We start from the raw sequence: 18,051 nt of genomic DNA on the forward strand, positions 1-18,051 counted from the left end.
GGCCCGGCTTGAGGAGTTCGACATGGATGACATTCCCTGGTGGGTCTGGGTCATCATCGCCGTCGTCGTGGTGGCGTTGATCGCACTGGCGGCCCTGGCCGCACAGCGCAAGAGCCGCGAGCGTGCAGCCGCACAGCGGCGCGAGGAGGCCAATGCCCTCCGCGCGCAGGCGCAGGACACCCAGCTGGAAGCCAGCCGTCGCGATGCCGAGGCGGCGCGAGCACGCGCCGATGCCGAGGAGGCACGGGTCGCGGCCGAGCAGCGCGAGCGTGAGGCGCGTGAGCACCAGGAGCACGCGCAGCGCACCCGCTCCGAGGTCGACGAGAAGCTCGCGAGGGCCGACGAGCTCGATCCCGACGGCGGTCGCGACGACCGCCCGGCCGGCGCCTACGCCGCGGGCGCGAGCGGGGACTACGTCGCTGACTCGAGCGGGGACTACACCACCGACTCGCAGGGCGACTACACCACCGGCACGGACACCGGCACGCACGCCGACGGCACGACCGACGCCGGTGCCTACACCACCGGCACGACCGAGCCCGGCACGCACGCCGACGGCACCGCCGACACCGGCACGCACGCCGACAGCACGACCGACGCCGGTGCCTACACCACCGGCACGACCGAGCCCGGCACGCACGCCGACGGCACGACCGACCCTCGCACCGATGCCGCGACCGACGAGACGGTCGAGGTGACCGAGACCTACGAGGTCCCGGCCGACGAGACCGAGCCGCGTCAGCGCGACGCCGACGGCCGGCACCAGGCCTGACCACGGACGCCCGGACCAGCGACGACCTCGGCACCCCGGTTGCGCACCCGCGCACCGCGTGCCGTGTCGTCTCACTGGTTCCGTCGCTCACCGAGGCGATCGCCGCGACCCGCGGCGACGCCTTGGTGGGCGCGACCGACTGGTGCACCCACCCCGCCGACCTCGACGTCGTCCGGGTCCGTGGCACCAAGAACCCTGACCTTCGGGCGGTCACCGACCTCTCTCCCGACCTGGTGGTCGCCAACCAGGAGGAGAACCGCGAGCTCGACGTCCGACGTCTGCGCGAGGCGGGCGTCGCCGTCTGGGTGACCAGGATCCAGACCGTCGACGAAGCGGTCGCGTCGATGCGGCGACTGTTCGCCGAGGCCCTGGGCTGGGGCGTCCCCGGCTGGCTCGACACTGTCGCAGCCGCGTGGGCGGCTCCCTCGCGGCCCACCACCGGCGCCCCCGCGCTCCGCGCGGCAGTCGCCGTCTGGCGCGACCCCTGGATGGTCGTCGGACGCGACACCTTCACCGGTGACCTGGTCTCCCGGCTCGGTTGGCAGCACGCGTACGCGCAAGCCGACGGCCGATACCCGCACGTCCCGCTCGAAGGCCTCGACCGTGCCGACCTCGACGTCGTGCTGCTGCCCGACGAGCCGTACCCCTTCGGTCCGTCCGACGGTCCCGAGGCGTTCACCCGTGTGCCGACCGTGCTGGTGCCCGGTCGGCTCCTCACCTGGTACGGGCCGTCGCTGCTCGAGGCGCGTACGGCGCTGGCCGATCTCGTGACCCGCTCCGCGACCGCCTGACCCGCACCGCCGGAGCGCTCGACGCGCCGAGAGACGGGTCGCGGTTTACGTTCGCGCCATGGACGATTCTTCGCTGCGGACGACGATCGCCGCGCTGATGCCCGCCATCCGCGACGAGCTGGAGTCGATGGTCGCCATCCCCTCGTGCGCGTTCCCGGGCTTCCCGCCCGAGCCTGTGCACTCCATGGCGCAGTCCGTCGTCGACGCGTTCGGCCGGTACGGCGTGCCAGCGATGATCACCGAGATCCCCGGCGGTTACCCGGCGGTGACCGCGGAGATCCCGGCGCCCGAGGGACGGCCCACGGTCGTGCTCTACGCCCACTACGACGTCCAGCCGGCTCCCCCCGAGCAGGGCTGGGAGACCGACCCGTTCGCGCCGACGTGGCGCGACGGCCGGTTGTACGGCCGCGGCGCCGCCGACGACAAGTCGGGCATCGCGATCCACCTCGCGACTCTCGCCGCGTTCGACGGGAGACCGCCGGTCGGCGTCCGTCTCATCGTCGAGGGTGAGGAGGAGACCGTCAGCCACCTCGAGGCCTGGGTCACCGCCAATCCGGACAGGGTCGAGGCCGACGCCATGATCGTCGCCGACATGGGCAACCTCACCGTCGGCGAGCCGGTGCTGAGCGTGGGGCTGCGCGGTCATGTGAAGGCTGTGGTCGAGGTGCGGACGCTCGAGCAGCCGGTGCACTCGGGTCTCTTCGGCGGCGCAGCCCCCGACGCCTTGATGGCGCTGATCACCATGCTCGCGACGCTGGTCGACGAGGAGGGGAACTGTCTCGTGGAAGGCATCGCGTCCGGAGACTGGGAAGGCGCCGACTATCCCGAGGAGATGCTGCGCCGCAACGCCGGCGTCCTTGACGGCGTCGGGCTGGTAGGGACGGGCACGATCGCCTCGCGTCTGTGGGCCCGGCCGTCAGTCAGTGTGCTCGGCCTGGACGCGGTGCCGGTCGACCGGGCGTCGAACGTCCTGCAGCCGAGCGCGCGGGCGGTGGTGGGGATGCGCATCCCGCCCGGGCAGGACCCCCGCGACGCGGTCGACGCCCTGATGGCGCACCTGCGCTCCGTCGCACCCTGGAACGCGCGGGTCGACGTGCACGCGGACAAGGTGAGCCCTGCGTTCTCGCAGGGGACGGACGGGCGGGCTTTCGGCTTGATGCGCGAGGCGCTCGCCACCGCGTACGGCGCGGACGTCCAGACCGTCGGGTCGGGCGGGTCGATCCCGCTCCTCGAGACGCTGCACGAGGCCGTTCCGACGGCGGACTTCGTCCTGGTCGGAGCCCAGGACGCCGAGCACGCCCACATCCATGGCCCCGACGAGTCGGTCGACCCTTCGGAGATCGAGCGCATGGCGCTCGCGCAGGCCCTCCTCCTCGAAGCACTCGCCCACTAGCAGCTCGCCCGGCCGTACGAGAGCGGCAGAGGCTCGAAAGGGGACGCCGTGGACACCTTCCTCCTGATCCTGCAGGCGCTCGTGGTCGTCGGCGCCATCTACATGGGCGTGCGCCTCGGTGGTGTCGGCCTCGGCCTCTGGGGTGCGGTCGGCGTCCTGGTCCTCGTGTTCGTGTTCGGTGCGCCACCGGGCGAGATCCCGAGCGACGCCATCCTCGTCATCATCGCCGTGATCACGGCGGCATCGGCGATGCAGGCGGCCGGCGGCATCGACTACCTCGTCCACCTTGCCGAGAAGGTGATCCGCTCACGTCCGAGGCTCGTGAACTACCTCGCACCGCTGATCACGTTCGCGTTCTGCGCCGGGTCGGGCACGGGGAACATCATCTTCCCGCTGCTGCCGGTGATCTACGAGGTCTCTTACGAGCGCGGCATCCGTCCGGAGCGTCCGCTCGCCACGTCGGTCGCGGTGTCGGGCTTCGCGCTGGCAGCGAGCCCCGTCGCCGCAGCGATGGCAGCGTTCGTCGGCCTGACCGGCGACGAGGACGGCGCCCTGAGCCTGGGCGAGATCCTGCTCATCACCTTCCCCGCCGTGCTGCTCGGGACCATCGTGGCGGCGGTCGTGCAGAGCCGAGTCGGTCGCGATCTCGCCGACGACCCGGAGTTCCAGCGACGTCTCGCTGCCGGCCTCATCGAACCGCCGGCCTCCGAGACGGGCGAGGACAAGGGCGCCGACGTGCCTGCGACGGCCAAGCGCGCAGCCGGCGTCTTCTTCGCGGGAGTCCTCGCGGTCGTGCTCCTCGGCGCGTTCGACGAGCTGCTCCCCACGTACGAGGTCGACGGCACCACCGAGACGCTGTCGCTGACGACGCTGCTGATCATGGTGATGCTCGTCGTCGCGCTCGCGGTGATGGCCGTCGGCAAGGTGCGGCCCGGCGCCGTCCTGGACGCGCCGCTCACGAAGTCGGGCCTCACGGCGATCATCGCCCTGCTCGGCATCGCCTGGTTGGCGAACACGTTCATCACCGGGAACGAGGACACCGTGATCGGAGGCCTCACCGACATCGCCGAGGAGGCCCCGTGGTTCCTGGCGATCGGGTTGTTCCTGGTGGCCGCGGCGACCACCAGCCAGTCGGCCTCGGTGAACACGATGATCCCGCTCGGGATCAGCCTGGGCGTGCCGGTCGCGACGTTGGCCGCCTACCTCCCGGCGATGGGCGGCGTCATGACGCTCCCCGCCAACGGGTCGCAGCTCGCGGCGGTGGAGATCGACCAGACCGGCTCGACCACGATCGGCCGGTACGTCCTGAACCACTCGTTCATCCTGCCGACGCTGGTGATCGCCGTCGTGTCGGTGCCGACGGCGCTCCTGATCTCCAGGCTGTTCGTCTGACGGTCAGCGGTGACGGCGCCCGGACCTCTCCGAACGCGCCAGGCGTAGGAGGCGTTCGGCCTCGGGCAGTCCTCCGTCGACGGCCGTCGACGGAGCGATCGACGTGAGTGGGGCGATCTCGGTGCGTGGGCTCACCGTGGCGCCGAGCACGACGGGCCCCCCGAGATCGCTCGTCTCGGGTGCCGACGGCGGGGTGACGACGACCGTGGCGTCCAGCCGGAGCAGCCGTACGCCCAGCAGTCGCGCGACCACGTGAGCCCTGACGACCGCCCCGTCGGCGAGCGTCGGACCCCCGTCAGGAGACGCGTGACCCGCCTGCGCCATCAGGGTCCCCGTACTGCTCGATCCGTTGTCCGGCACGCCTGGCGGCCGCGACGATCTGCTCGTAGCGGTCACGGCCTGCCTTCGTCCCCAATACGTAGCCGATCCCGAACACCGCGAGCGTCCGGAGCTTCACCGGCTGCCCTGCCTGTCACGGATCGCGCTCACCGCGGCGCTGACCGCCGACAAGCCGATCAGCCCGGCAGCCGTGATGGCGCCACCTCGTACGGCGCTGCCCCCGGGAATCTTCTCGACAACGCGCTCCAAGGGCGTCTTGCGATGGAAGAACTTCACGTGGATCTCTCCGTTCAGTGGTTGCGCGAGGCGCGACGGATGGCGTTGACGAGCTGCGTCTTGGTCTTCTGAGACGTGTCCTCGACGCCGAGCGAGGTGGCGAGCTCGATGAGCTCGGCCTTGGTACGGCGCGGGAGGCTCGTCGGCAGCTCCTGGGTCTGCTCGGCACGCACCGCCCGCGCGGTCGTCGTGACGACGGCGTCCCGCGCGGCCGAGGCACGGGCTCGCGTCTGGTCGGCCGCACCGGCCTGCTCCTGCGCCTTGGCGACGAGACGGTCGGCTTCTTCGCGTGCTTTCCGTGCGGCCTCCTCGGCCGCCTCGGTGGCCTCGTCGGCGAGGCGGCGGGCCTCACTCATCGACGAGTGCGCCGCGTCGATCCGTGCCTGGGCGTCGGCAGCGGCACTGTCGGCCTTCGCGCGGATCCGCTCGACGTCGCGCTCCAACGCCTCACGGAGCTTCTCGTAGCGCTGTCGTGCCTCGTCCTGAGCCTCACGGCGTACGGACTCGACCATCTCGTCCGCACGGCGACGCGCCTCACGGACCCGCTGCCCGACGTGGTCGTCCGCCTCTTTCTTGGCGGCGCGGCTCCGGTCGCGCGCCTCCTTCTCCGCAGCACTCGCCTGCTCGGCGAGCTGCTTGGCCTCCTGGGCGTGGACGAGGGCGTCCTGCTCCTCGGAGCGAGCGCGCTCGACCGCCGAGTGCGCACGCGCGAGCCTCGACTCGACCGAGTCCGTCCCGGGGACCTTGTCAGCCACCGCGGCAGTCGCGCGGCGTGTCTGGTCCACCACCGCGTGCTTGGAGCCGTTGGCGACGCTGGTCGCGGTGTCCTGGACACCTCCACCCAGGTCGACGGTCTTCGACAGAATCCACGCGGCATTGCGCGGCAAATCCTTCAGGCCACCGGCCATGCGTACGGACGCACGGCGCAGGACTCCCTGGCTCGACATGTGATCTCCCCTCGGATGGTTCTACCCGTTTCTACCCCGATAAGGGTGATCCATGCCATATGAGACAAGATCGACGCAGATCAGACAGCGGGAACAGCGAGGCCTGCATTTTTGTGAGTGCGCTAACGGTTCGTACACTGATCACCATGGACGCGGACGACCCCCTCTCCCTCGAGCACCAGGTGTGCTTCGCGCTCGCGGTGGCCTCGCGCGCCGTCGTCGCGGCCTACCGGCCTGTGCTCGAGCCGCTCGGCCTCAGCCACCCCCAGTACCTCGTGATGCTGGCCCTCTGGGAACGCGACGGCCAATCGCTCAAAGAGCTCAGCGCCGCCCTCCACCTCGAGCCGGCCACCACGTCGCCGCTGGTCAAGCGGCTCGAGGCCGTGGGCCTGGTGGCGCGTGAGCGGTCGCCGCACGACGAGCGCGCCCTGACGATCTCGCTCACGTCCGGAGGACGGGCGCTGCGCGCCCGGGCCGTCGACGTTCCCGGCACCATGCTCGAGCGTCTCGGCATGTCGACCGGCGAGCTCACCGAGGCCAACGCCTTCCTCCACCGCCTGATCAGCTCGGCGCACCGCGCGTCCGACCCCTTCCCCTCCAGGAGCACTCCCGCATGACCCAAGGTCCTCTGCCATCAGCCCCCACGCCGCGGAAGTCACGCGAGCAGCGTGACGCCGAGCAGCGCGCGCTGCGGGTCGTCCAGCGCCGCGTCGCGGCGATCGGGTTCTTCGCGATCACCGTGCACGGCGTCTTCGGCTGCATCGGTCTCGGCCTCGTCCTCGACAACCAGGGCCGCCACAGTGACGCCATCGCCATCACCGTGATGTCCGGGGTGATCGCCGCCATCACGTATGCCGGGGTACGGGTGATCCTCCAGCGCTCGCTGTGGTCGCCCGTGTGGATCGCCGTCGCTGCACTGCCCACGATCGCGGCACTCGTCTGGCTCCTGCGCTGAGGCTGAGGCATACCGACGCCACTCGCGGGTACGGGAGACCCATGAGCGACAACACTTTCCCGGCCCAGCAGCAGGACCCTCCAGGCTCGACCGCGGCGATGGACCCGGTCCCGGACCACGGCGAGGAGTCCTACCGCGGCTCCGGTCGGCTGAAGGGCCTGCGCGCCCTCATCACCGGCGGCGACTCCGGCATCGGGCGTGCCGTCGCCATCGCGTACGCCCGCGAGGGCGCCGACGTGGCGATCTCGTACCTGCCTGAGGAGAAGCAGGACGCCGAGGACACCGCGTCCTGGATCGAGCGCGAGGGACGGCGGGTGCAGCTCCTCCCCGGAGACATCACCGACAGCGAGACGGCGCGCAGCCTCCCGCAGCGGGTCGTCGACGAGCTCGGCTCCCTCGACGTGCTGGTCAACAACGCGGGCTTCCAGATGGCGCGCCGGTCCGGCGACGACCTGGACGGCATCGCCGACGACGAGCTCGACCGTGTCTTCAAGACCAACCTCTATGCACTGTTCTGGATCACCCGCGCCGCCGTCCCGTTGATGCGAGAGGGGTCGAGCATCATCAACTGCACCTCGATCCAGGCGTACGACCCGTCGCCGGCGCTGCTCGACTACGCCGCGACGAAGGCGGCGATCAACAACGTCACCGCCAACCTCGCCTCGGCGCTCGGGCCGAAGGGCATCCGCGTCAACGCGGTCGCCCCGGGTCCGATCTGGACACCGCTGCAGCCGGCCACGCAGCCGACCGAGAAGATCGAGAGCTTCGGCGAGGACACGCCGCTGGGGCGCGCCGGCCAGCCCGCCGAGGTCGCACCGGCCTTCGTGTTCCTCGCCTCGCCGTCGGACGCGAGCTACGTGACAGGCACCGTCATCGGGGTGACCGGCGGCAAGCCGGTGTTCTGAGCGGCGTCACGCCACCACCACGCCGGCGCGGCGCAGCCGCTCCCGGACCACGCCACCGGGCACTCCGAGCACGGTGCGGCCGTGTCGTCCGTGCGTGGTGGTCGCCGCGAGGACCGAGTTCAGCAGCGCTTCCTCGACCGCGTCCATCGTCGACCCCAAGATCGGGTCGAGGGCCTCGTCGGCAGGGGGCTGGCCCGTGCCGACCGAGAACGCCAGGGCGTAGTCGCCACTCCCCTGGGCGTAGTCCGCGCCGACCCGGGCCATCGCGAAGACGGCACGCCGGGCGACCCGCCCGAGCTGGCGCGCGTCGAGCGGGGCGTCGGTCGCGACCACGATCATGCAGGAGTTGCCGACGGTCTGGGCGGGAGGAGCGCCGACCAGGTCCGCGGACGGCATCCGCACGCCCGCGATGGTGAGCACGCCGTCCATGTCCCAGAGGACGGCCGCGGGCAGCCTCTGACCAGCTTCCTCGTGCTGACCTGCAGGTTCACGAGAAGACGCGGTGTTCAGAATGCCCTCCAACAAGCTCCATGCGACTAACGATGCGACTATGCACCCTAGGTGCGCCCCCTGCCCCATTGACGGGCATCCCGGTGAACGGCTGACATCCGGCGGGGTTGAGCCGCTTCACGTGGTCGACCGCTCACACCTGACATGCATGAGCAACCACACGATCGCCGCCCCGATCAGATGGGGAGCCTGACCTGCGCTAACCATCCGTGCGCCGTAAAGCGGCACAGGCAGCGGCCAAGCCCAACCTCACCCGGAGCGGCGCCCCGGCTGGACCAGCCCGTGGTCGAAGGCGAAGACCACGGCGGCAGCGCGGTCGCGCAGGCCGAGCTTGGCGAAGATGTGCCCGATGTGGGTCTTGATCGTGCCCTCGCCGAGGAACAGGTTGGCGGCGATCTCGGTGTTGTTGAGGCCGGCGCCGATCAGGGCGAGCACCTCTCGCTCCCGTGGCGTGAGCGTCTCGACAGCCGCGCCGGACACCGGTGGGGCCTGCGCTCCGCGGTAGGCCGTGAGCACCCGGCCGGTGACGGCCGGGTCCAGCCACGAGTCGCCGGCGGCGACCGCCCGGACAGCGCGCTGGAGGTCCTCGGCCGGGACAGACTTGAGCAGGAAGCCGGCCGCCCCGGCGCGGAGCGCCCCGGCGAGCACCTCCTCGTCCTCGAACGTCGTCAGCACCAGCACCGGTGGCGCATCGGGTACGTCGGCCAGCAACCGGGTCGCGGCGACGCCGTCGACCCGGGGCATCCGCACGTCCATCACCACCACGTCGGGGCGCAGGGACGCCACCGCGTCGACGATGCCCTCGCCGCTCGCCAGCTCACCGACGATCTCGAACCCGAACCGGGAGCGCAGGATCCCGCGCAGCCCTGTGCGGACGAGCTCCTGGTCATCGACCAGGAACACCCGGACCACCTCCTGGGTCATGACGGCAGCACCGCCTCGACCAGCCAGCCCAGCGGGACCGGACCGGCGGTGAGTCGGCCACCGACGCTTTCGGCGCGCTCGCGCATGCCGTCGAGGCCGGAACCGGGGGTGGCCGCGGGGTCGGGCGTCCCGCCGTTGCGCACCGTCACCGTGACGTCTGCCTTGCCGGCGATCACGCAGACAGCGACTGGCTCGCCGGCGGCGTGCCGAGCGGCGTTGGTCAGTGCCTCCTGGACGATCCGGTAGGCAGCCAGTCCCCGGGTGGATCCCAAAGAGGAAAGGTCTCCCTCGACCTTGAGCTCGACGGCAGCGCCGGCTCGGCGGAACGAGTCCACGAGGTCGGCGATGTCACGGGCGTCGGGCAGCGGCGCCATCCGGACGGGGTCGTCGGTGCGCATCAGGCCGACGGTGGCGCGGACCTCCTCCAGGCTCTGTCGGGCCAACCTCTCCGCCTCGACCAGGGAGGCGCGCGCTTCCTCGGGCTCGTCGTCGAGTGCGAGCCGGGCGCTGCCGATGTGCAGCAGCGAGACGGTCAGGGCGTGGCCGATCACGTCGTGCACCTCATCGGCGATCCGGCTGCGCTCCTCGGCCCTGCTGCGCTCGGCCAGCTCGGCCCGGGTGCGGTTGAGCTCGACCACGGTCAGTCGCAGTCGCCGGGCGAACACGCAGGCGATGGTCGTGAACGCCGTACCGATGATCCAGGCACCCCATCCGGGTTCCGAGGGGTGGATCGCCCACTCCCCGACGGGTCCTGCGAGGAGTACGACGAGCGTGGTCAGGGCCACCGGCAACGCAGACGACAGCGCGGCCCAGGCGGCGATGACGCACAGCCCCATCCAGGACAGGTTGGAGGACTGCTCGTGACCGAGCACCACCAGCCCCGCGATCGGGATGACCAACCCCGCCGCGAGCCGCCAGCCCGACGGCGCCCACTTCGCCAGCGCCAGCGCCGCAGCGACGATGCCCGCGGCCGACCACAGCGCCACCGGGGTCGACTGGCGCGTCATCAGCACTCCCAGGAGCGCGAAGAACGCGAGCGCGGCAGGTGCCGCGGCTCGCGTTCCCCACTCCGTCATAGGAGCGACCCTAGACGTCACAGGGCGCTGCGCCGTGCCGCCAGGGCCATGGCGCCGACCGCGATCACGGTGACGGCCACCAGGGCGACCGTGGCGTCGCCGATCCCGAGCCACGGTTCCCGGATCGCCTGGTTGGCCAGCGACAGCGGCAGCCGCTCGGAGATCTCCCGCAGCGCATCCGACATCACCGCCGGCGGTGGGCCGCCGACACCGAGCAGGAAGGAGGGGAAGAACAGCAGCAGCCCGACGGCCTGTGCCGCCCGCGCCGAGGGCAGCATCGTCCCGAGCAGCACCCCGATGCTGGCGAACGCCACGGAGGCAACGACCACGCCGGCCACGACCCGCACCGGGTCCTCGACGCTCGGGATGCCGTAGACCGGTGCGGCGACGGCCAGCAGGAGCGCACCCGAGATCGCGATCGCGGTGAGGCCGACCATGAGCTGGGCCAACGCGAACGACCACCGTGGGAACCCCGACGCCGCGAACCGGCGCAGCACTCCTCGCTCCCGGTAGGTGGCGATGTGCACCGGCAGCATGATCAGTCCAGTCGCCCCGATCACCACGGTGAAGTAGGAAGCGACGTACCAGTGCGACGGGTTCACCGGGAAGGCGTCGTCGGGCTGGGTCCCGAACGAGCCGCCGATGATCAGCATGGAGACGATCGGGAACACCAGCACGAAGGTCAGGGCGAACGGCTCGCGGCTGAGCAGCCGGAGCTCGGTGGTGACGAGTCGGCGGGTGGCCGAGCGGTGCTTGGGCGCGGGCCCGGCGGTGGAGCGCGGATCGGCGCCGGCAGTGTCCGGCTGGATGGGGACGAACGTGCTCATGATGCGACCTTCCTGGTCTCGGGGAGATCGGTGGACTGGTCGAGCAGGGTCAGCAGCGCCGACTCGAGATCGGGGATGTCGACCCGGAGATCGACCGGCACGGGGTGTCCGCTCGCGACGAGCCAGGCCCCCACGTGGGCGATGGCCTCGCGCGCGCCCTCGATCGCGACCTGGTCGCGCTCCTGGCTCACCCGGTGTACGCCGGGAAGTCGATCGAGCTCGCCGCGGATCGCCGAACCCCCGGCACCCGGAAGCCCGAAGCGGACCGTGACTCCAGGGGCGTGGCGGGCGACCAGCTCGGCGGGCGTGCCCTGGTCGAGCACCCGCCCCTGTCGCATGGCGACGACACGCTCGCACAGTGCCTCCGCCTCGTCGAGCTCGTGCGTCACGAGCATGACGGCGGTGCCCTCGTCACGCAGCTGCGCAACGGCGGACCACACCTCACGCCGTGCGGCGGGGTCCAGGCCCTGGGTGAGCTCGTCGAGGATGACCAGGCGCGGCCGGTTGAGCAGCGCGAGCACGAGGAACAACCGCTGCCGCTCTCCCCCGCTCAGCCCCGCGAACGGGGAGCGACGCAGCCGCCCGAGGCCGAACTGCTCGAGCAGCCGGTCCCGGTCCTGGGCGTGCGGGCCGGCGAACAGGTCCACCGCCTCGGTGACCCGCAGCCGGTCGGGCAACCCAGAGCTCTGCAGCTGGCTGCCCACCTGCAGGCGCAGGCGATCGGCCTGCTTGACCGGGTCCAGGCCGAGGACCCGGATCACCCAGGAGTCGGGCGTCCGCAGGCCCTGCAGGCACTCGACGGTGGTGGTCTTGCCGGCACCGTTGGCGCCGATGAGACCGACGATCTCACCAGCCCCCACGTGCAGGTCGAGATTGTCGACGACGACTCGTCCGCCGTACGACTTGGTCAGTCCGCGCACGGTGACGACCGGCCCAGAGATGTGCTCGGTGGCGTGGCGCATGGGTGTTGGTTGCATGCCCCCATTCCATGTCGCGGGGACCCTCGGCACATCGGCCCGGAGGCAGAACCCGACCTCTGCCCCCGGGCAGAGGTCCCTGGAGACTGTAAGCAGTGCAGACGAACCCGACCAGGTCCCTGGACCGGCCCTGCGACGGCCACGCGACGGCCACGCCATGACCGTGGTGACCTTCGGCGCAGTCAGGTAGGTGCGCCCCAGGGCGATCCGCTGGAGCACCTGGGTGTGGTCGCGCAGATCCTCGCCCTGGCCGAACAGGTCCCGCCGGCCACGGCCTCGCGGGCGCAGCTGTGGCGGCGTACGGCGAAACCGTCGTCCGCCTCCTGTAGACCAAGATGGTCGGGCAGCTAACGCAGCCACAAGGTGGGTGCCGACACGGGTGTCTAAGGCGCGATGGCGGTAGCCGTTGCGCTGTGCGGCGCGGCCCGGGTTGGGCCGTCTCCATTCCGCGCCAACGACAGCGTCGGCAGCGTTCTCCTCGATGAGGTGTCAGGCAGTCAGCGCGGGCAGGTCATCAGCTCCGATCTCGGGTTCGGTCACTACGCGGGACTTGACCGGCGTCAGCTCGGCCCGCAACCTCTTCGGGGGCGTCCGGCGTATCGAGCAGGGCGGCTCGCCCGGGCTCGGCAAGCGACGCTAGACCCGCACTGGATCACCCGACGCGGGGTCACGATGCGACTATCGATGCGACGGTTCAGCGCTCAACGCATCAGTCAGGGATGTCGTGTGACCGGCTGGCAGGACGGGCGCCTCCACTCAGCCGACCAGCGGGAGGATGCATGACGTCGGGCCTTGAGCGCCATGCGACTATCCATGCGGCTATACGCTACAAATTCGAATGCGCCCCTATGCCTCTGAACGCCCGCTGAGGACGCCGACGGCCCACCTGACCTGCGCTAACGTGTAGGTCAACGCACCTGGAAGTACCCCAGAGCACCCGGCGTGCCGTCCATGTTGGACTGCACGAGCGCGCCGACCGTGACGGTGCGTCCCGCGAGCTCGACCAGGCGAGACGAGGTGCCGATCCCTCCCTTGTAGCCGAGCGCCGTCGTGCCCGTCCCGGCTCCGACGCACCCCTCGACGACGCGCCCACCACTCGCCGACGCGAGGGCCTCCTCGACGTGCTCGGCGCCGACCGCGCGGGCGCGGACATCGGAGAGGTGGCCGTCGTTCGTCTCGCCGACGACAGGGTTGAGCGTGGCGACGTCCTCGTAGCCGGGACGCGCCAGGACGTGGGCGACCAGCGCGTCGGCCACCCGGAACACCGAGAGCGTGCTGGTGAGCAGCACCGGCGTCTCGAGCGCCCCGAGCTCGACCAGCTGGGTCGCCCCGACGAGCTTGCCGAACCCGTTGCCCACCGACAGCCCGGCGGGCAGCCGGCGACGCGACGGCCCGAGCGCGTCCGGCACGATCGCGGTCACCCCCGTCCGCAGGTCCCCGCGGGCGATCGTCGCGTGCCCGACGCGCACGCCCTCGACGTCGGTGATCGCTCCGTACCGGCCCCGTGGATGGGGGCCGAGGGTGAGCGGCAGCTCGTCGACGCGCACGATGTGGACGCTACCGCGTCAGAGCACGAATCGACGCGGCCGCGTCAGAGCGACGCGACGTCGAGGTCGAGCGTCGTACGGTCGCCCGAGGCGACGAGGTCGAGGCGCGGCCCGACCGTGGGCAGCTCGTAGGTGAAGAAGTAGCGGGCCGCGGCACGCTTCCCCTCGTAGAACACGTCCTGCCCATCACCGGCCGCGAGCAGCTGCTCCAGCCAGATCCAGGCCACGACGACGTGACCCGCCGCCTCCAGGTAGGCCGACGCGTTCGCCAACGCCACCGCAGCGTCGCCCTGGGCCCAGGCGGTGCGCGTCACCTCGACCAGCCGCCCGAGCACCGGCTCCAGGGCGTCGGCGTACGAGGCGGCGTCTCCTCCCGCCTTGCGGGCCTGGGCAACCGACGCGCCGATCGTCGCCGCGAGCAGAGCGAGGCCCGCGCCGCCGTCGGCGACGACCTTGCGGCCGAGCAGGTCGAGCGCCTGGATGCCGTGGGTCCCCTCGTGGATCGGGTTGAGCCGGTTGTCGCGATAGAGCTGCTCCACCGGGTAGTCGCGGGTGTATCCGTAGCCCCCGTGCACCTGGATCGCGAGATCGTTGGCCGCGAGGCACCACTGCGACGGCCAGGACTTGGCGATGGGAGTCAGAACCTCCAGCAGCGTGTGCGCGCGTGCCCGCGCCTCGGCGTCGGGCCCGGTCGCCTCCTCGTCGACGAGCCGGGCGCAGTAGAGGACGAGGGCGAGCCCGCCCTCGACGTACGCCTTCGACGCAAGGAGCATGCGGCGGACGTCGGCGTGCTCGATGATCGGCACCGGCGGCGCGAGCGCGTCCTTGGCGCCGACCGGGCGCCCCTGGGTCCGCGTCTTCGCGTAGTCGAGCGCATGGAGGTAGCCCGTGTAGCCGAGCGCGACCGCACCGGCGCCGACACCGATCCGGGCCGCGTTCATCATGTGGAACATGGCGGCGAGGCCGCGGTGCTCCTCGCCCACGAGGAAGCCGATCGCCCCCGCCTGCCCGCCTGGCTCGGCGAAGCCCTCGCCGAAGTTCAGCAGCGTGTTGGTCGTGCCGCGGAAGCCCATCTTGTGGTTGAGGCCGACCAGCGCGACGTCGTTGCGCTCGCCAGCCTCGCCCGCCGCGTCCGGAAGGTGCTTCGGGACGATGAAGAGGGAGATACCGCGGACGCCGGGCGGCGCCCCGGGTGTCTTGGCGAGGACCAGGTGCACGATGTTCTCGCCGAGCTCGTGGTCACCACCCGAGATCCACATCTTGGTCCCGGTGACCCGGTAGGAACCGTCGTCCTGCGGCACCGCACGGGTGGTGATGTCGGTGAGAGAGGAGCCGGCCTGCGGCTCCGACAGGCACATCGTCCCGTACCAGCGGCCCTCGATCACCGGCTTCGCGTACGTCTCGATCTGCTCGGGCGTGCCGTAGGTCAGGATCAGGTGCGCGTTGCCGGCCGCGAGCGAGGGGTACGAGTGGACGCCGACGCTCGCCGCCTGGAACCACATCGCCGACGCCCGCTGGAGGGTGAAGGGCAGCTGGAGACCACCGTGCTCGGCGTCGAAGGCCAGGCCCGGGAACCCGGCGGCGTTGTACGCCGAGAGGGCCTCCGCCACGCCGGGAAGCATCTCGACGTGGCCGTCCGCGCCGACGCGGGGCTCCTCGATGTCGAGAGCGCGGCTGAGCGGGGCGAACTTCTCCGTCGCGATCGTCTCCGACAGCGCGAGAACCGCGTCGAACGTGTCGCGGTCGTGCTCGGCGTACCGCTCTCGAGACGTGAGCTCTTCGACGTCGAGCCACTCGTGCAGGAGGAACTCGAGGTCGCGCCGCGAGAGGATCCGGGAATCGGCCATGCGGCTGATACTAAGCGCTCGCTTAGTCAGTGTGTGAGCCCGGTCTCAGGCGGACGCTCTCCTGTCGGTGCCGACGGCTAGGTTGCTGATCACGACCCAGGAGCGCGAGGTGCTATGTACGCCGTGATCGACACCGAGACGACCGGGCTCAGTCCGGCGTTCCACCACCGCGTGGCCGAGGTCGCCGTCGTCCTCGTCGATGCCGACGGCCGGGTCGAGCACGAGTGGTCCAGTCTGGTCAACCCCGAGCGAGACCTCGGACCCCAGCGCATCCACGGCATCCGTGCCGTCGACGCCGTGCGCGCACCGCGGTTCTCCGAGGTCGCCGCGCACCTGGTGTCGCTCCTCCGCGGCCGCACGCTCGTCGCCCACAACCTCCCGTTCGACCTGACGTTCCTCGTGGCGGAGTTCGACCGGATGGGGCTCGTCTTTCCCGTGGCTCACGACGCCGGACTGTGCACGATGACCCTGAGTGCCGACCTTCTCCCGGGCACGGGACGCTCGCTCGGAGACTGCTGCGCTGCGGCGGGGGTCCCTCTCGACGGATGGCACGCCGCCGCGGCCGACACCCGCGCGACCGCCGCGCTGCTCGCCCACTACCTCCGTCGCGTCGGGACACCACCTCCCTGGCACGACGTCGTCGACCGGGCGCGCGACGTCGCGTGGCCCGAGATCGCACCGCGGCGGTTCCGCGCGGTGCCGCGTCCCGACGACGCCTCGGCCGCGCGCCCGACCGGCTTCATGGCCGGCCTCGTCGGCGACCTCCCGCGAGACTCGGCGTCGGACCTCGCCGACCCGTACCTCGCGGTGCTCGACCGAGCGCTGACGGACCACGAGCTGGCGGCCGACGCCCCGGCCATGCTGGCGGCGGTCTCTCGCTCGCTCGGTCTGGGAGCCTCGGATGTCACTCGCATGCACCGCGACTACCTCCGTGCTCTCGCCCGGCTCGCCACCCGCGACCGGATCTGCACCGACGCTGAACGACGAGAGCTCGAGCGCGTCGCCGACGCTCTCGGCCTCGACGGGTCCGACCTCGACGCTGCCCTGGCCGGCGCGGCCGTGCCGATGATCGTCGCCCCGTTCGCGCTCCCGCGCAGCGCCCGGGTGGTCTTCACCGGTGAGATGTCCGAGCCGCACGACGCCTGGGCCCGGCGCGCCACGGCGGCCGGGTTGCAGGTCCTCGACGGCGTCACGACCGAGGTCGACGTGGTGGTGGCCGCCGACTCGTGCACGATGTCGGTCAAGGCCAAGAAGGCACGCGGATACGGCATCCCGGTGATCACCGTGGAGGAGTTCGCACGCCACCTCGACCGCTGACCCTCGGCGCACCCGGACACCGGGGGTTAGGCTGCACCATCGGCTTCGAGGAGGACGTCCGATGGCAGAGCACAATGAGATCGTGAGCACGGTCGTGCGCGAGCTCAGCAGCATCCGGGGCCTGGAGCCGTCGATCGAGAAGGTGACGCAGTCCGCACGACTCCTCTTCGACGCCGACCAGGCGGGGGTCACGCTCATCCGTTCGCGCGGCGAGCTCGAGACCGTCGGGCCGACGCACGAGATCGTGACCGAGCTGGACTCGCTGCAGTACGCGCTCGGCCAGGGTCCGTGCGTCGATGCGGTCACCGAGCAGCACGTCGTCATCGCCAACGATCTCGACTCCGACCCGCGCTGGCCGCAGTGGGGTCCGCGGGCATGCAGCGTCGGCATCCAGAGCATCGTGGCGGCCGACCTCCAGGCCGACGGCAGGAGGATCGGCGCTCTCAACCTGTACGGTTCTCGCACCAACCAGTTCAAGGACACCGACGCCGCACTGCTGCTGTCGTTCTCGGCCCACGCGTCCGCGGCGCTCGCCGCCGCCCGCACGATCGAGTCGCTGAGCGCCGCGCTCGACACGCGCACCGTCATCGGCCAGGCGGAGGGCATCATCATGGAGCGGTTCGGTGTCGACCCGGTGACGGCGTTCGCGATCCTCAAGCGCTACTCCCAGGATTCCAACACGCGTCTGCGCGAGATCGCCGAGCAGATCGTCGCGCGACGAGAGCTGCCGAGCAGCTAGTCGCACACCGGACGGGGGCATCATGATCCAGAACTTCCGCGAGTACCTCGAGGACCTGGTCGTCGCGGGCTACACGGTCAGGCACGACGGCCATGGCTCGGACCCGGATCTCATCGATCCCGGCGGCCACCCGATCGAGACCTGGCGCGAGGACTACCCATACACGACACGGATGGACCGCGACCACTACGAGGCGGAGAAGTACCGCCTGCAGGTCGAGCTCCTCAAGTTCCAATACTGGGCCCAGGACAGCGGCACCAAGCACGTCATCCTCTTCGAGGGCCGTGACGCCGCCGGCAAGGGCGGCACCATCAAGCGCTTCACCGAGCACCTCAACCCCCGCAGTGCACGTGTGGTCGCCCTCACCCGACCGACGGAGACCGAGCGCGGCCAGTGGTACTTCCAGCGCTACGTCGAGCGGTTGCCGACCTCCGGCGAGATCGTCATGTTCGACCGCTCCTGGTACAACCGGGCGGGGGTCGAGAAGGTCATGGGCTTCTGCACCGACGTCGAGTAC

General features: G+C 71.2%; 20 protein-coding genes and 1 pseudogene. 10 read left to right on the forward strand and 11 right to left on the reverse strand.

Annotated features, from left to right (window positions below):
* The first annotated feature begins 22 nt into the window (after positions 1-22).
* The 4 genes from PV363_RS02300 to PV363_RS02315 all read left to right on the forward strand — a co-directional run bounded on the left by PV363_RS02300 (position 23) and on the right by PV363_RS02315 (position 4,348).
* Entirely contained in the window at positions 23-772 is a 750-nt protein-coding gene (locus PV363_RS02300; RefSeq protein WP_220343448.1) for an MSCRAMM family adhesin SdrC, read from the forward strand.
* Positions 773-846: 74 nt separating this feature from the next.
* The gene (locus tag PV363_RS02305) at positions 847-1,563 is read left to right on the forward strand and encodes a helical backbone metal receptor (RefSeq protein ID WP_301021605.1); all 717 of its coding nucleotides are present in this window, start codon (positions 847-849) and stop codon (positions 1,561-1,563) included.
* 58 nt (positions 1,564-1,621) lie between these two features.
* Complete coding sequence (locus PV363_RS02310) at positions 1,622-2,956, forward strand: M20/M25/M40 family metallo-hydrolase (protein WP_220343447.1); 1,335 nt, start codon at positions 1,622-1,624, stop codon at positions 2,954-2,956.
* Between the two features lie 48 nt (positions 2,957-3,004).
* Positions 3,005-4,348, forward strand: a complete 1,344-nt coding sequence (locus PV363_RS02315) for an anaerobic C4-dicarboxylate transporter family protein (protein ID WP_220343446.1) — start codon at positions 3,005-3,007, stop codon at positions 4,346-4,348.
* A gap of 3 nt (positions 4,349-4,351) precedes the next feature.
* Here PV363_RS02315 and PV363_RS02320 read toward each other — a convergent pair whose 3' ends face one another.
* From PV363_RS02320 to PV363_RS02335, 4 genes are read right to left on the reverse strand one after another with little or no spacing between them, the layout of a single operon-like run.
* The gene (locus tag PV363_RS02320) at positions 4,352-4,672 is read right to left on the reverse strand and encodes a hypothetical protein (protein ID WP_301021597.1); all 321 of its coding nucleotides are present in this window, start codon (positions 4,670-4,672) and stop codon (positions 4,352-4,354) included.
* Positions 4,644-4,805, reverse strand: a complete 162-nt coding sequence (locus tag PV363_RS02325) for a hypothetical protein (RefSeq protein ID WP_220343444.1) — start codon at positions 4,803-4,805, stop codon at positions 4,644-4,646. The genes PV363_RS02320 and PV363_RS02325 overlap by 29 nt, the downstream gene beginning before the upstream one ends.
* Complete coding sequence (locus tag PV363_RS02330) at positions 4,802-4,963, reverse strand: hypothetical protein (protein WP_220343443.1); 162 nt, start codon at positions 4,961-4,963, stop codon at positions 4,802-4,804. The genes PV363_RS02325 and PV363_RS02330 overlap by 4 nt, the downstream gene beginning before the upstream one ends.
* 14 nt (positions 4,964-4,977) lie before the next feature.
* Positions 4,978-5,910, reverse strand: coding sequence for a hypothetical protein (locus PV363_RS02335; RefSeq protein WP_220343442.1), 933 nt, complete (start codon positions 5,908-5,910; stop codon positions 4,978-4,980).
* Between the two features lie 146 nt (positions 5,911-6,056).
* Between PV363_RS02335 and PV363_RS02340 the strand changes: the two genes are divergently transcribed.
* The 3 genes from PV363_RS02340 to PV363_RS02350 are packed head-to-tail and all read left to right on the forward strand — an operon-like array spanning position 6,057 to position 7,770.
* On the forward strand, positions 6,057-6,527 hold the full coding sequence (locus PV363_RS02340; RefSeq protein WP_220343441.1) for a MarR family transcriptional regulator: 471 nt from the start codon (positions 6,057-6,059) through the stop codon (positions 6,525-6,527).
* On the forward strand, positions 6,524-6,865 hold the full coding sequence (locus PV363_RS02345; RefSeq protein WP_220343440.1) for a hypothetical protein: 342 nt from the start codon (positions 6,524-6,526) through the stop codon (positions 6,863-6,865). Before PV363_RS02340 ends, PV363_RS02345 begins: the two co-directional genes overlap by 4 nt.
* Positions 6,866-6,906: 41 nt before the next feature.
* Positions 6,907-7,770 carry an SDR family oxidoreductase gene (locus PV363_RS02350; RefSeq protein ID WP_301021598.1) on the forward strand — a complete coding sequence of 288 codons (864 nt, stop codon included), beginning with the start codon at positions 6,907-6,909 and terminating at the stop codon, positions 7,768-7,770.
* A 6-nt stretch (positions 7,771-7,776) separates the two neighbouring features.
* Here the strand turns inward: PV363_RS02350 and PV363_RS02355 are convergent, their stop codons facing one another.
* From PV363_RS02355 to PV363_RS02385, 7 genes are all read right to left on the reverse strand, one after another.
* Positions 7,777-8,199: a P1 family peptidase gene (locus PV363_RS02355; RefSeq protein WP_366525439.1), complete on the reverse strand. Its 423-nt coding sequence runs from the start codon at positions 8,197-8,199 to the stop codon at positions 7,777-7,779.
* 330 nt (positions 8,200-8,529) lie between these two features.
* Positions 8,530-9,204, reverse strand: a complete 675-nt coding sequence (locus tag PV363_RS02360; protein WP_301021599.1) for a response regulator transcription factor — start codon at positions 9,202-9,204, stop codon at positions 8,530-8,532.
* Entirely contained in the window at positions 9,201-10,280 is a 1,080-nt protein-coding gene (locus PV363_RS02365) for a histidine kinase (protein WP_301021600.1), read from the reverse strand. Before PV363_RS02365 ends, PV363_RS02360 begins: the two co-directional genes overlap by 4 nt.
* Positions 10,281-10,297: 17 nt before the next feature.
* Entirely contained in the window at positions 10,298-11,107 is an 810-nt protein-coding gene (locus PV363_RS02370) for an ABC transporter permease (RefSeq protein WP_220343437.1), read from the reverse strand.
* Positions 11,104-12,069: an ABC transporter ATP-binding protein gene (locus PV363_RS02375; RefSeq protein ID WP_301021601.1), complete on the reverse strand. Its 966-nt coding sequence runs from the start codon at positions 12,067-12,069 to the stop codon at positions 11,104-11,106. Before PV363_RS02375 ends, PV363_RS02370 begins: the two co-directional genes overlap by 4 nt.
* A gap of 923 nt (positions 12,070-12,992) precedes the next feature.
* Complete coding sequence (locus PV363_RS02380; protein ID WP_301021602.1) at positions 12,993-13,631, reverse strand: P1 family peptidase; 639 nt, start codon at positions 13,629-13,631, stop codon at positions 12,993-12,995.
* A 44-nt stretch (positions 13,632-13,675) separates the two neighbouring features.
* On the reverse strand, positions 13,676-15,478 hold the full coding sequence (locus tag PV363_RS02385; protein WP_220366247.1) for an acyl-CoA dehydrogenase: 1,803 nt from the start codon (positions 15,476-15,478) through the stop codon (positions 13,676-13,678).
* Between the two features lie 114 nt (positions 15,479-15,592).
* Here PV363_RS02385 and PV363_RS02390 point away from each other — a divergent pair, with 114 nt between their 5' ends.
* The 3 genes and pseudogenes from PV363_RS02390 to PV363_RS02400 form a co-directional block, all read left to right on the forward strand.
* A complete protein-coding gene (locus tag PV363_RS02390; protein ID WP_301021603.1) occupies positions 15,593-16,795 on the forward strand; it encodes an exonuclease domain-containing protein in 1,203 nt (400 codons plus the stop codon).
* A gap of 61 nt (positions 16,796-16,856) precedes the next feature.
* Entirely contained in the window at positions 16,857-17,534 is a 678-nt protein-coding gene (locus PV363_RS02395) for a GAF and ANTAR domain-containing protein (RefSeq protein WP_301021604.1), read from the forward strand.
* A gap of 22 nt (positions 17,535-17,556) precedes the next feature.
* Positions 17,557-18,051: pseudogene (locus PV363_RS02400) on the forward strand (polyphosphate kinase 2); the annotation flags it as partial.

It is taken from the genome of Mumia sp., assembly GCF_028803055.1.
Classification (GTDB): Bacteria; Actinomycetota; Actinomycetes; order Propionibacteriales; family Nocardioidaceae; genus Mumia.